General features: G+C 68.9%; 15 protein-coding genes. 5 read left to right on the top strand and 10 right to left on the bottom strand.

The window, feature by feature from the left end:
- The 5 genes from GLO27_RS04120 to GLO27_RS04100 all read right to left on the bottom strand — a co-directional run bounded on the left by GLO27_RS04120 (position 1) and on the right by GLO27_RS04100 (position 3,962).
- Positions 1–894, bottom strand: a complete 894-nt coding sequence (locus GLO27_RS04120) for a carbohydrate ABC transporter permease (protein ID WP_029258392.1) — start codon at positions 892–894, stop codon at positions 1–3.
- On the bottom strand, positions 887–1,846 hold the full coding sequence (locus GLO27_RS04115; RefSeq protein ID WP_029258391.1) for a sugar ABC transporter permease: 960 nt from the start codon (positions 1,844–1,846) through the stop codon (positions 887–889). Before GLO27_RS04115 ends, GLO27_RS04120 begins: the two co-directional genes overlap by 8 nt.
- Positions 1,847–1,850: 4 nt before the next feature.
- The gene (locus GLO27_RS04110) at positions 1,851–3,122 is read right to left on the bottom strand and encodes a sugar ABC transporter substrate-binding protein (RefSeq protein ID WP_136023797.1); all 1,272 of its coding nucleotides are present in this window, start codon (positions 3,120–3,122) and stop codon (positions 1,851–1,853) included.
- Positions 3,123–3,231: 109 nt separating this feature from the next.
- Complete coding sequence (locus GLO27_RS04105; protein WP_167253733.1) at positions 3,232–3,591, bottom strand: CrcB family protein; 360 nt, start codon at positions 3,589–3,591, stop codon at positions 3,232–3,234.
- The gene (locus tag GLO27_RS04100) at positions 3,588–3,962 is read right to left on the bottom strand and encodes a CrcB family protein (RefSeq protein WP_036331090.1); all 375 of its coding nucleotides are present in this window, start codon (positions 3,960–3,962) and stop codon (positions 3,588–3,590) included. Before GLO27_RS04100 ends, GLO27_RS04105 begins: the two co-directional genes overlap by 4 nt.
- Before the next feature lie 106 nt (positions 3,963–4,068).
- On the opposite strand from GLO27_RS04100, the gene GLO27_RS04095 reads away from it, so the two are divergent.
- On the top strand, positions 4,069–5,595 hold the full coding sequence (locus GLO27_RS04095) for an FAD-dependent oxidoreductase (protein ID WP_167253731.1): 1,527 nt from the start codon (positions 4,069–4,071) through the stop codon (positions 5,593–5,595).
- On the opposite strand, the gene GLO27_RS04090 is transcribed toward GLO27_RS04095, so the two are convergent.
- The 3 genes from GLO27_RS04090 to GLO27_RS04080 form a co-directional block, all read right to left on the bottom strand.
- Positions 5,564–6,403, bottom strand: a complete 840-nt coding sequence (locus GLO27_RS04090) for a nitroreductase family protein (protein WP_029258386.1) — start codon at positions 6,401–6,403, stop codon at positions 5,564–5,566. The two genes, GLO27_RS04095 and GLO27_RS04090, sit on opposite strands and share 32 nt — an antisense overlap.
- Positions 6,404–6,408: 5 nt before the next feature.
- On the bottom strand, positions 6,409–6,783 hold the full coding sequence (locus GLO27_RS04085; RefSeq protein WP_021201496.1) for a hypothetical protein: 375 nt from the start codon (positions 6,781–6,783) through the stop codon (positions 6,409–6,411).
- A gap of 139 nt (positions 6,784–6,922) precedes the next feature.
- Entirely contained in the window at positions 6,923–7,720 is a 798-nt protein-coding gene (locus GLO27_RS04080; RefSeq protein WP_167253729.1) for a MerR family transcriptional regulator, read from the bottom strand.
- A 177-nt stretch (positions 7,721–7,897) separates the two neighbouring features.
- On the opposite strand from GLO27_RS04080, the gene GLO27_RS04075 reads away from it, so the two are divergent.
- Together GLO27_RS04075 and GLO27_RS04070 are read left to right on the top strand one after the other, a co-directional pair.
- Positions 7,898–8,737 (top strand): DUF4097 family beta strand repeat-containing protein, encoded by an 840-nt coding sequence (locus tag GLO27_RS04075; RefSeq protein ID WP_029259534.1) that lies wholly within the window; start codon positions 7,898–7,900, stop codon positions 8,735–8,737.
- Positions 8,734–9,360 carry a PadR family transcriptional regulator gene (locus GLO27_RS04070; protein ID WP_167253727.1) on the top strand — a complete coding sequence of 209 codons (627 nt, stop codon included), beginning with the start codon at positions 8,734–8,736 and terminating at the stop codon, positions 9,358–9,360. Before GLO27_RS04075 ends, GLO27_RS04070 begins: the two co-directional genes overlap by 4 nt.
- 228 nt (positions 9,361–9,588) lie before the next feature.
- On the opposite strand, the gene GLO27_RS04065 is transcribed toward GLO27_RS04070, so the two are convergent.
- On the bottom strand, positions 9,589–10,134 hold the full coding sequence (locus GLO27_RS04065; protein ID WP_029259536.1) for a universal stress protein: 546 nt from the start codon (positions 10,132–10,134) through the stop codon (positions 9,589–9,591).
- A gap of 149 nt (positions 10,135–10,283) precedes the next feature.
- On the opposite strand from GLO27_RS04065, the gene GLO27_RS04060 reads away from it, so the two are divergent.
- Positions 10,284–10,469 (top strand): DUF3073 domain-containing protein, encoded by a 186-nt coding sequence (locus GLO27_RS04060; RefSeq protein ID WP_029259537.1) that lies wholly within the window; start codon positions 10,284–10,286, stop codon positions 10,467–10,469.
- A gap of 128 nt (positions 10,470–10,597) precedes the next feature.
- Positions 10,598–11,425, top strand: coding sequence for an MOSC N-terminal beta barrel domain-containing protein (locus GLO27_RS04055; protein ID WP_167253725.1), 828 nt, complete (start codon positions 10,598–10,600; stop codon positions 11,423–11,425).
- A 108-nt stretch (positions 11,426–11,533) separates the two neighbouring features.
- Here GLO27_RS04055 and GLO27_RS04050 read toward each other — a convergent pair whose 3' ends face one another.
- Positions 11,534–12,358, bottom strand: coding sequence for a TIM barrel protein (locus GLO27_RS04050; protein ID WP_167253723.1), 825 nt, complete (start codon positions 12,356–12,358; stop codon positions 11,534–11,536).
- Between the last annotated feature and the right edge of the window lie 179 nt (positions 12,359–12,537).

Here is a 12,537-nt window from a genome sequence, read left to right as displayed (position 1 = left end):
TCAGCCCTTCGATCCGCTGAACGCGATGCCCTGGATGAACTGCCGCTGCAGGATCATGAAGGTCACCAGCATCGGCAGCGTCGCCAGCAGCGCGCCGGCCATCAGCACCGGGTAGTCGGTGCCGTGGATGCCGACCAGCTGCGAGAGCCCGACCGACAGCGGCATCTTCGCGGGGTCGGTCGTCACGATCAACGGCCAGAGCAGATCGTTCCAGGACCACAGCACGGTGAACACCACAAGTGCGATGATGCCAGGCTTCGCGAGCGGAACCATGATCCGCCAGAAGGTCTGCCACGGATTCGCTCCGTCGATGCGGGCGGCCTCTTCCAGCTCGGCGGGCATGGACATGAAGAACTGCCGCATCAGGAAGGTGCCGAAGGCGCTGAAGATGCCCGGCACGATGAGCGCCTGCAGCGTGTTGAGCCAGCCCAGCGACTGGATGATCTCGTACTGCGGCAGCAGGTACAGCTGCGACGGCACCATGAGCACCGAGAGGAACACGACGAACAGGGCGTTGCGGCCGGGGAACGGGATGCGTGCGAACGCGTAGCCCGCCATGGTGCACAGCACCACCTGGCCGACCGTGCGCCCGACCGTGAGCCACACGGAGTTCAGGAACATCTGTCCGAACGGCATCGAGTCGAACACCTCGGCGAAGTTCGTGAACACCCACTCGCGCGGCAGGAACGACGGCGGCACCTGCACCGAGTCGGACAGCGTCTTGAACGAGGTCAGCAGCTGCCAGACGAACGGGAAGACCATCAGCACCGCGCCGAGGATCAGCACGAGGTGCACGATCCAGAGGCCGCGGTTCCGCGGCTTCCCCGCCCGGGTTCCGGAGCGGCCCGCGGGGGCGCCGACCACGGCGCGTGTGTCGAGCGAGACGTCACTCATAGTGCACCCACTTCTTCTGCAGACGGAACTGCACGATCGTGAGGATCAGGATGATCACGAGCAGGAGGAAGGCGATGGCGGCCGCATAGCCGCGGTCGTTGTCGAGGAAGCCCGCCTCGTAGAAGAGATAGACGACGGTGCGGGTGTTCGGCATCGCGGGGTTGCTGCGGCCGAGCATCATGTAGATGAGGTCGAACACCTGCAGCGCGCCGATCACACTGATCACGCTGACGAAGAAGATCGACGGCGACAGCAGCGGGATCGTGATCGAGAAGAACTTGCGCACCGGGCCCGCGCCGTCGAGGTCGGCCGCCTCCATGATCGTGTCGGGGATGCCCTGGAGTCCGGCGAGGAAGATGACGATGTTGGTGCCGAGCCCCGCCCAGATGCCCACGACGGCGATCGCGACCAGCGCGGTGTTCGGGTCGGTGAGCCAGCTGCGGCCCTCGATCCCGACGGCACCGAGGGCCGCATTGAGCACTCCGTAGTCGCCGTTGTAGATCATGCGCCACACCAGCGCGATGGCTGCCGGCATGGTGACGACGGGGATGAAGTACAGCGTGCGGTAGGCGCTGCGCCCCTTGAGGCCGGCGGTGTTCAGCAGCGCGGCGATGCCGACCGCGAGGGGAATGCCGATGAGGGCGATGATCGTGTAAATCGCGGTGTTGCGGAGGGCTCCGATCAGCTCGGGGTCCTGGAACAGGCGCGTGTAGTTCTCGATTCCCACCCACTCGGCCCCGCCGAACGGGCCTGACTTGGTGAACGAGATGATGAGGGTGCGGACGGTCGGCCAGAGATAGAACGCGGCGATCCCGAGGGCGGTCGGGCCGAGGAAGACCAGCGCCCACCAGGGGGACGCTCCCGGACTCCGTCGGCGGCGGCGGGTGCCGGGGCTCTGCGGCTCCGGCACCCGCTCCGCCGTCTCGACCGCGCGCGGCGCGATGACGGTCATGCGGTCACTCCTGCTCGGCGTCCAGTGCCGCCTGCATCTGGTCGGCGAGATCCTGGAGGCCGTCCTTCGGGGACACCGCGCCCGACCACACCTGCGAGAGCACCTCGCTCTCGATGCTCGTCCAGGCGGAGGTGTTCTTCGAGGCCGGGTACGGCACGGCGTTCTCGAGCGCGTCGATGTAGACCTGAAGGTCGTACTGGGGCAGAGCGTCGACCCACGCCTGCTGCGTGCCCTCGAACGCGGGGATCACGGTGCCGGTCTCGGCCTGGATCTTCGCCGCCTGCTCTCCGGAGGCGAACTCGGCGAACGCCTTGGCCTCGGCGAGGTGTGCGCTCTTCGCGTTGGCGACGTTGCCGACACCGTGGATCACGCTCTGGTTGCCCTCTGCTCCGGCGGGGAGCGGGGCCACATCGACGCTGCCGCCGATGTCGGCGTTGTCCGCGTAAGCGATGGCCGCCCAGGATCCGTTCTGGAACATGGCGACCTTGCCGGAGAGGAAGAAGTCCTCGGGGTTGGTGTCGGTCATCTGCTGCGCCGTGGGCGAGGAGCCCGCCGCGATCAGGTCGGTCCACAGCTCGATGCCGGCGAGCGCTTCGGGCGAGCCGTATCCGCTCTTCGTCCCGTCGGCGGAGATCACCTCACCACCGGCCTGGGCGATCGAGTTGTAGAAGTTCTCCTGGCCGTACTGGCTGGCGGCGACCCCGAACTGGCCCTTCGCGGGATCGGTGAGCTTCGCGGCGGCCGCGGTGAAGTCGTCCCAGGTCCAGTCCGCGGAGGGGTACTCCACACCCGCCGCGTCGAAGAGCGCCTTGTTGTACCAGAGGGCGACGGTGTCGAAGTCCTTCGGGGCGCCGTAGAGCTTGCCGTCGTAGGTGTAGAGGTCGATGAGGCCCTGCGGATAGTCCGCGGCGTCGATGCCACCGTCATCGAGAGGAGCGAGCTGCCCGTTCGACGCGTAGAGCTGGAAGTTCGGGCCGTTCATCCAGAAGACGTCGGCCGCCGAACCGCCGGATGCCGCCGTCTGCAGCTTCGTGAAGTACTCCTTGTACGGCGTGACCTGGATGTCGATCGTGACGTTCGGGTTCTCCTTCGTGAAGGCAGCGGCGATGTCTTCCATCGCCGGTTTCTGGTTCTCGTCCCAGATGGCATAGCTGAGGGTGACCTCGCCGTCGGCGCTGCCGCCGCCCGTCGAGGAGGAGGAGCAGGCGCTGAGGGCGAGGACAGCGACCGCTGACGCGGCGAGGGCGCCGAGAGCGCGGCGGGTCGTACGGGGCATCGGTGTCTCCTTCGACAGGTGCACGAGTGCAGAAACGGATGTTAATCGTTTAGCGTTAATCGATTAGCAAGGAGAGTAGCCCGAGGGGGCCGCACCCCGCAACCCTCGATTACAGGGCTGAACCGAGGGCGAGACCGAGGCCCGCGGCGGGCAGACCGAGCAGCAGCATCCCGATCGCATTGAACGTCGACGCGGGGCGCTCGCCGTCGCGCCACAGGGCCACCGTGTCGAGCATCGCCGTGCTGAAGGTCGTGTAGCCGCCCAACAGCCCGGCGCCGAGAAGGAAGGCGGCATCCGGCAGGGCGGTGGTGACCAGTCCGAGCGCGAACGAGCCCGTGAGGTTCACCAGCAGGATGCCCCAGGGGAACCGACGACCCGCGAGACGGGCGACGCCGAGATCGGCGAGGTAGCGCAGCACCGCGCCGACCCCTCCGGCGAGCGCGGCACCGAGGAACAGCAGCGGGCTCATGATGCCCGTCCCGTCCGGGGCCGGCCGAGACGCAGCCCGAGAGCTGCCGCACCGAGCCCGAGAACGAGGCTGCCCACCGCGTAGGCGGCGGCGAGAGCAGGCACGTCAGCCCACAGGGCGACAGTGCCGGTCATGAACGCGCTGTAGGTCGTGAATCCGCCGAGCACTCCGGTGCCGAGCATCAGCCGCAGGTCGGCCGATGCGGGCAGGCGGGCCGCCAGCACGCCGATCAGCAGGGCCCCGACGACGTTGGCGATGAGCACCGCGACGGGGATTCCGCCCCCATCCGGGAGCGCGAGGCCGAGGCCGAGCCGCGCGGCCGTCCCCACCGTGCCGCCGGCGGCGACGAGCAGGATGCGGCGGAGGTTCACGTCCGCCACTGTAGTCGCCGAGCAGCGCGGCGTTCGCCGGATGGCAGCGGCCCCTGCGGATGTCAAGGCGGTGGATCCCAGGACGCGAAGGGCGTTGACTGACGACATGAATCCCCTGTGGAAGCTCGACCGCACCCTGCCCGTCGGATCCCCCTTCGAACCCGGCGCGCACCACGACGTCGTCATCGTCGGCGCCGGGATCACCGGTCTCTCCACGGCGGTGATGCTCACCAGAGCCGGGCTCGACGTGGCCGTGATCGAGGCGGGCGAGGTCGCCGAGCTCGCGACGGGGGCCAACACGGGCAAGCTCTCCCTGCTGCAGGGTGGCCAGCTCGCGACGATCCGGCGCCATCATCCGGCTGCGCTCGTGCGCGCCTACGTCGACGCCAACCGCTCGGGCATGGAATGGCTGCTCGCATTCGCCGAGCTCGCAGGAGTCCCCTTCACACGACACACCGACCACTCGTACGCGCAGGGCCCTTCCGGCATCGACACGGTCGACGAGCAGCACTCCGCGGCTCGGGAAGCCGGATTGCCGACGCGATTGGCGTCGCCCACCTCACTCCCCGCGACCCCGTTCCCGGTGGCCGCCGCCGTGGCGCTCGACGAGCAGGTCGCGATCGACCCCGTGGCCGTTTCCCTCGCCCTCACCGAGGAGCTTCTCACCGGCGGCGGCACGCTCCACACCGGCGTTCGCGCGACGGGAACCCACGCGTTGGCCGGTCGCGTCGACACCGCGCACGGGCCGCTCTTCGCCGACCACATCGTGCTCGCGACGGGCACCCCGATCACCGACCGAGGTCTGTACTTCGCCAAGACGCGGGGGCTCCGGTCGTACTGCGTGTCCTTCCGCGTGCCGGACGGCGTTCCGGAGGGGACGTTCCTCTCGGTCGACGGACCGACGCGCTCCATCCGCCCGGTGACCGTCGCGGACGGCCCCGGTGGCGGCGCCCGACTGATCGTGGGCGGCAACGGGCACCCGGTCGGCCGATCCGGCGGCGAGAGAGCCGCGGTGGAGGACCTCGTCGCCTGGACGCAGCTGCACTTCCCCGGCGCGGAGGAGACGCACCGCTGGTCGGCGCAGGACTACGAGTCGCACGACCTGATCCCGTTCGTGGGGGCGATGCCGCGCGGCCTCGGCCGCATCCGCTTCGCGACGGGCTACGGGAAGTGGGGCTTGTCGAACGCCCCCGCCGCCGCGCAGCGCCTCACCTCCGAGATCCTGGGCACGCCCCGACGCGACCGCCCGACCTGGATCACCACGATCGGCACGCGTCTGACCGTGCCCGCCGACCTCGTTCGCGGTGCGGTCGAGGGCGGCAAGGTCGCGACGGCGCTCGCCTCCGGCTGGGTGGAGGCGGAGACCCGCCGCACGCCGGTTCCGCAACCGGCCGAGGGCCAGGGCGCGGTGGCGAATCGCGCAGGGCGCCCGGTCGCGGTCTCCACCGTCGACGGTGTGACGCGCGCCGTGAGCGCGGTGTGCACGCACCTGGGCGGCGTGCTCGCCTGGAACGACGCCGAGTGTTCGTGGGACTGCCCGCTGCACGCCTCGCGCTTCGCGCCGGACGGCACCCGCCTCGAGGGTCCGGCGCTGCGAGACCTCACTCCCCTGACGCCGGCGGACCCGGAGTGATGTCGCCGGCGGGAGGCGCGCCGTCCCACCCCTGCTGCGGCGTCTCCCCGTTCTCGCGGAACACGTACTGCGACACGAGCTTGCGCTGGCTGCTCGACCAGTCGATCGCGGGGCGACGCTGTTCCGGCGGCAGGTAGCCCAGCCGGTAGACGGCCATGAGTTCGAGATCGTCCGGCACCCGCAACAGCTGCACGATCTCGTCCCAGCGGCCCGGCACCTCCATCGGGAACGAGATGAACTGGATGCCCATGCCGAGTTCGACCGTGGTGAGCCAGACGTTCTCCATCGCCGCCCCCATGCTGAACACCGAATAGAACGACGAGAGCTGCCCCGGCCGGTACTCGCTGCGGTCGAGCATCACGCCCAGCAGCAGCGGCGACCCCGCCACGAGCTTCCGGTTCTCGGCACCGAGGGTCTTCGGCACTCCGAAGGTGTTCATGAGCGTCTGCCCGCGCTTGGTGAACACCTGGCTCGTGAACGGGCGGAGCGCGGCGGGCAGCTTGTCGAACAGCATCCCGCTGCGCTTCTCCTCCATCTCGGCCTGACTGAAGCGGAAGTACGGTTTGTACCGCTCGAAGAACGTGCCGTTCGACATCGCCTCGGTCATGCTCTCGCCCGAGATGCGGGCGATCTGCTCGATCGTTTCGCGGCTCTCGATCACCACGAATCGCCAGGGCTGGCTGTTCAGCTGCGACGGAGCGCGGCCCGCGGCTTCGAGGAGGATGCGCTGATGGTCCTCGGAGACAGGGTCGGGCAGGAATGCGCCGTTGGTGGTCTTGCGGCGGCGGATGGCATCGAGCAGTTCCATGCGTTTCACTTCCGGTCGGCGGCGGATCGCGAGAGCACCAGCCCTGCGACGATGAAGGGGGCGGCGGCGAGCGCGACCAGCGGATGCCGCCGGCTGTGCGTGCCGAGGTACGGGATGGCCGCGAGCGGCACGGCGGCGGGGAGCAGCCCGACCGCAGCGCGACGGCCACCCGTGCGCGGCCCCCGCGACCAGCCCGCCACGACGGCGACAGCCGAGGTCGCACATGTCGCGATGTAGAGCGCGTGGTGCAGCCAGCGGAAGCGGCTGGTGTCGACCAGGCGCGCGGCGACGGATGCGCCGAGTGCGCAGTTCACGGCGTAGGCCGTGGCCGCAGCGGCGAACAGCGGCGCGTTGTTCGCGCGCTCACGGCGGTGGACCATGGCATGACCCTACGCCCGCGCCTGGGCCTCAGGCTCCCCCTTGCACGCGAGTGCGCCGGTCGGCTAGGCCGTGTGCCGGACGCGAACGACCCCCTCCTGCGCGGACATCGCTCAGGAGAGGGTCGGCTCGGTACGTGGCCTAGAGGTTGCCCTCCGCGTAGACGCGGAGCGCGTCGCGGACGAACTCCGCACCGTGCGTGCCGCCGGACGATGTCGCGTAGTTCGCGCCGAAGCGCGGATCCGCGACGTACATCTCGCCGAGCCCGATCACGTATGCCTTGACGTCTCCGCCGGGGACGGCGGCGGGTGTGCCCGGGATGCCCGTGAGCCACTCGACGTGGCGACGCGCGACCTCCTGGGCCGCGGGTGAAGCCGGATCGATGCCGCTCTCCGCGGCGGCGATCCAGTCGCGCCCGAGGTCGGACACGCGCTGCTGCCAGTCGGCGCGCGCGGCGTCCGTCATCCCGCGCCACCAGCTGTCGCTGTCGGCGTAGGCCTTCTTCCCCCAGCGTTCCTCGACTTCCTCCTTGTGCTGCGTGTGGTCGAAGCCGTCGAACATGTTCTCTGCCATGAGGTTCTCACCTCCTCTCAATGCCGTGATGGTGGATTCGACCGACGCGATCTGACGCGCCAGCCGGGTCTGCTCGTCGCGCAGCAGCGCGAGATGGGTTTCCAGGGCCGATGCCTCGCTCGCTGCGGCATCGCTGTCCGATGCGGATCCCAGCACGTCCGCGATCTGCGGGAGACCGAGCCCCAATTCCCGCAGCAGCAGGATGCGCTGCAGACGCACCAGCGCCGGGCCGTCGTAGTGCCGGTAGCCGTTGTGCGCGATGCGCGAGGGCGGCAGCAGGCCGATGTCGTCGTAGTGCCGCAGTGTGCGGCTCGTGGTTCCGGCGAGGCGGGCGATCTCCTGGATCGACCAGTCATCCGTCTCCATTCCGCCTCCTCTCGTTCGTGGTCGTGCGGTGATGTCTTGAACTCTAGAAGTTGACGTTGCGTCAAGGTCAACATCTTTCAGCGAATATTCGCGCTCCCTTCTTGACAGGATCGAGATATATCGTGTTATCGTGGCAACACACGATATATCGTGACCCTCAACCCAGGAGAAGCAGACATGACCGAGAAGTGGCTCATCGCCCCCGGCGAGGAACGCGTCATCGACATCGAATCCGTCACCCGCCTCAAGGTGGGCCTCGTCGGCGGACAGGTCGACATCATCGCCCATGACGAACCGGGCATCCGCATCGAGGTGCACGGCGTCACCACCAAGGACCTGCGCATCGAATCCCACGACGGCGAGGTCGAGATCGACCACCCGCAGTTGGGCTGGGACAACTTCCTCGAGGTGTTCCGCAACTTCGGCTCCGGCGGCCCCCGCGCCGAGGTGAGCGTCGCGGTCCCCCGCGCGATCGCCCTGAACCTCGGTGTCGTCAGCGCCGGGGCTCTGGTCTCCGGACTCCGCAACGACGCCCGCCTCAACACCGTGTCGGGCGACATCATCGTCGACACCCTGATCGGCGACCTCACGGTCAACTCCGTGTCGGGCGACGTGCAGGTGCGCGGCCTCACCGGCTCGATCAGCGCGAACAGCGTCTCGGGCGATGTGGCCGTCACCGGTGCCGTGCGCCGGGCGACCGTCGACATCGTCTCGGGCTCCACGCTGGTCGACGCCGCGGGCGACGTGAACACGATCAACGTCAACTCGGTCTCTGGCGGCACCACCGTGCGCCTCGACGAGTCGCTCGCCGCGAACTACGTCATCCGGTCACTGAGCGGACGCCTGCTGATCGACGGGGTCGAGCGCAGCACCTCGGGCCCCAGCAACTACACGGGCACGACCGGGGAGCTCGCCGGACGCTTCGTCGACCTGCGCGCGAACTCCGTCTCAGGGGGCGTGACGGTCCTCCGCCGCACCCCGGCATCGATCGCCGACGACCCGGAGTGGGAAGCATGAGCCCCGCGGTCTTCTCCCACGGCGACCTGCGCCTGTACCTGCTGTCGCTGCTCGCCGAGGCGCCGCAGCACGGCTACGGCATCATCCAGTCGCTCACCGATCGCACCGGCGGCACCTACACGCCGAGCGCCGGGACCATCTATCCCCGGCTCGCGAAGCTCGAGGAAGAGGGGCTGGTCACCAAGACCGTCGACGGCCGCACCACCATCTACGCCATCACCGAGGCCGGGCGGGCGGAGCTCGCGTCGCGCGAGGGCGACCTCGCCGGCATCGAAGCCGGCCTCACCGACTCGGTGCGGCTGATCGCGAGCGAAGTGCGGCAGAGCGTCCAGGACGCGATGAAGAGCCTTCGCGCCGATCTGGCAGCGGCCGAGAAGGGCGAGCGCACGGCGGCGAAGAACCGTCCCCGCACGGCGACCGACGACTCCCGGCTCGTCAGCCGCGAGGAGATGCACCGCGCCGATGCCGTGATCAACGCCTTCCGCGCACGGGTGCGCACCGATCTGCGCACCCACATCGCGAAGGGCGGCACCCTCTCCCCCTCGGTCGTCACCGAGCTCGAAGCGGCGCTCGACACCGCCGCACGCGGTGTCACGGTCGCCCTGAGCACGCCACGCCCGTGATCGGTTCCGAGCCGGGTGCGGCACGTCCGCGGCAGGACGACGCCCGCGCGCGGGTGGAACCTCGTCTGCCGGGGCACGCGCGACCACCGCAGCTCCCCACCGCACCCGTGCAGACGTCACCCTCCGCGCGACGTCACGGCATCGTCATCCACATGGGGTGACGCCGTACGAGAAGAGGCCCCACCGGCAATCGCCGACGGGGCCTCTTCTGCGTCCGGGGAACGGCCACTACTTCTCGGGCCAGATCTCCTTCTGCTCGTCCGGCACCGACTCTCCGAGCGGCACGACGAGGATCGAACGATGCTGCCGGTGCGCGAGGCGCGCGGCCACCGATCCGGTGAAGAACTCCCTGATCGACTCGCCGATGCCACGCTTGCGTGTACCGACGACGATCAGCTGCGCGTCGAGCTTGTTGGCGAGCTGCTTGATCGCCAGAGCCGGATCGCCGACCAGTTGCCGCGCCGTCCAGGTGACGTCGGTGCCCGCCAGCAGCGTGGCCGCAGCGGCCTCGACCGCCTCGAACTCCGCGGCTCCGGCGTCGAAGTTGATGTCGATCGGAGCTGAGTGGACGTAGCCGTCCGGGTCCTCGTACGTCACGAAGCGCGTGACGTCGACGTGGGCGACCACGAGCGGTGCGCTAAGAAGTCGCGCGTAGCGGACGGCCTCATCGATCACGTGTCGGTCCTGGTCCAGCTGCATGCCGACGATGACGGCTTTCTGCAGAGCCGCATTCTGTGCGGCCTCGTCGGACGGAGTGGAGGTGTTGTCGGTCATGATGATCGTTCCCTTCACCGGCCTGGCATCAGCCAGAGGGTCGTACCCGCGTGCTATTCTGAATGCTACTCTTACCGGCCTTCAGCCGGTGTCGTGAAATGCATCGGGCCTGAACAGCCCGCAGCTTAACTCGTGAGGGGGTCTCGCGCATGGGCCGTGGCCGTCAGAAGGCGAAACACACCAAGATCGCCCGCGAACTCAAGGCGTACAGTCCGTCGGTGAACTACTCCGCTCTCGAGCGCGAGTTGGGTCATCCGACCGACGAAGACGCGTATGTCGACAAGTGGGCCGATGACTATGCCGACGAAGACGAGGACGAACTAGAGAAGGCCTGACCGCCCCTCTGTTCGTCGCACCCGCACCACGTGCGGGTGTTTCGTCGTGCTCTGGCGCTGAGCTGATGTGCTCAGCGACAGAGCACCGTCTGTCATGCCCCGACGTCGCCAGCTGAGAGGATCTCCTCATGGCACACGTCGTCGCCCTCTACCGTCACCCGATCAAGGGACTCACCCCCGAGCGTCGGGACTCCCTGACCGTGCAGCCCGACGGCCGGATCACCGGCGATCGCGTGCTCGCCTTCCGGTTCGCGGATGCCGCCGAGCCGGAGGACCGCGACGGCTTCGACTACTGGCCCAAGGCCAAGGGGCTCGCCCTCCAGGACTTTCCCGCGCTCGCCGCCCTGCGCACGAGCTATGACGACGAGACCCGACGCATCCGCATCGAACACGCCGGCTCGGTGCTCGTCGAGGCGACCCTCGACGACGGCGGACGGCGCGAGCTGACCGATGCCGTCACCGACTTCGTCCTCGCGACCTCGGAGGGCCGTCGGCTGCGACGCCCCGGCCGCCTCCCGCTCGTGCTCGTCGGTGACGGGGAGACATCGCGCTTCCAGGACCGCCCGCGGGGCTACGTCTCGATTCACGGCCGAGCCAGCGTTCGCGCATTGGGGGAAGCCCTCGGGACGAACGTCGACGACCGACGCTTCCGCTCCAACGTGGTGATCGACGACGCCTCTTCCTGGAGCGAGCTCGAGTGGACCGGCCAGGTGCGCGTCGGCGACGTCGCCTTCCAGGCCGCCGGCCCCATCGTGCGCTGCCTCGCGACCCACGCGAACCCGGACACGGGCGTGCGGGATGCCAAGGTGCTCACCACCCTCACGAGCGCCTTCGCCCAGCAGGAGCCGACCCTCGGACGCCTGCTCCTGCCCGGCTGGGCGCCGTCGGACGACGGCCGACCCCAGGGTGGTGGCATGATCCGCGTCGGTGATGAGATCCACACCCACCGTGCATGATCGTCTCCCCGCGCGCACCGGATCGACCGTGGATGTCCTCACATGGGGCTTGTGAGCGCAAACATGCGCCGCTTCAGAGACTGGTCCAGACGGGCCCAGGGTTCGCGATCACTCGCCGGAGGCGTAGCGGGCACGAATCTGCCCGGTGATCCAGCGATTGAGTGCGGCGGGATCACCGAGCGGCAGACCCGTCCGCGGGTCCGGCGTCGCGTAGTCCGACGGTCCGAATTCCGCCAGGAAAGTCGGGCGACGGCCCTCGGAGCGCAGACGGTCGACGACGAGGTCCCACCATCCCCACTGCGCCTCGACAGCGGACGCCCACCGCGGAGATCGCGGGTCATCGATCTGGGGGGATTGCGCGTGTCCGAATCGCGCGTGGATATGGTCGGCGCGGTCGATAGCCAGCGCCATGGCCTCGGGCTGATCCTGCAACAGCGACTCGGCGGAGACCATCCAGTGGGAGACGTCGAGCGTCAGCCGAAGGCCCGGATGCCTCTCGAGCAATCGCGCCGAGGAGTGCGCGGAGGGGAGCATCCGCGCACGATGCGTCTCGACCAGGATGTCCATGCCGGTCCGCTCGCGCTCGGCGACGATCCAGCCGGCGAGCGCGTCCAGGTCCCGCTCCCTCCAGTGGTCCCGACCGGCGTGCAGGGTGATGTGCAGCGGGGCGATGCCCTCGGCACCGATGGCATCCAGTTGGAGCGCGAGCGCGCGGCGGTGCGCCTCAGGATCGGATTCGACGCTTCCGACGAGCAACGAGACCGGCGCACCGGTCTCGTCTATCGCCGCGACGAGCTCGCGCCGGGCGCTCGACTCCGAGGGAAGCCAGAGCTCCACCCCGTCGTAGCCTTCGCGGAGCGCGGTCTCGACCAACGCTCGCGGAGGCATCGCGGAGACCCAATCGTTCATCAGGACGAGCGGGCTTCGTGTCATCGGCAGATGTCCTCTCCGGTGGATCGGGGCATCGCCGCGAAACCGACGGTCGGCGTGTGCGTGTCAGAGCATGTCAGCGCTCCCTCGATGAGGCCGAGTATAAGCGTCACCGACTTCGTTTGTCGGTTGTGAGCGCAAACATTCTGTGGTTGGATGTGCTTGTGATCGACGGCGCCTCG

The organism is Microbacterium sp. Be9, from assembly GCF_011754135.1.
GTDB lineage: Bacteria > Actinomycetota > Actinomycetes > Actinomycetales > Microbacteriaceae > Microbacterium > Microbacterium maritypicum_A.
This window is presented reverse-complemented; position numbering and strand designations above follow the sequence as displayed.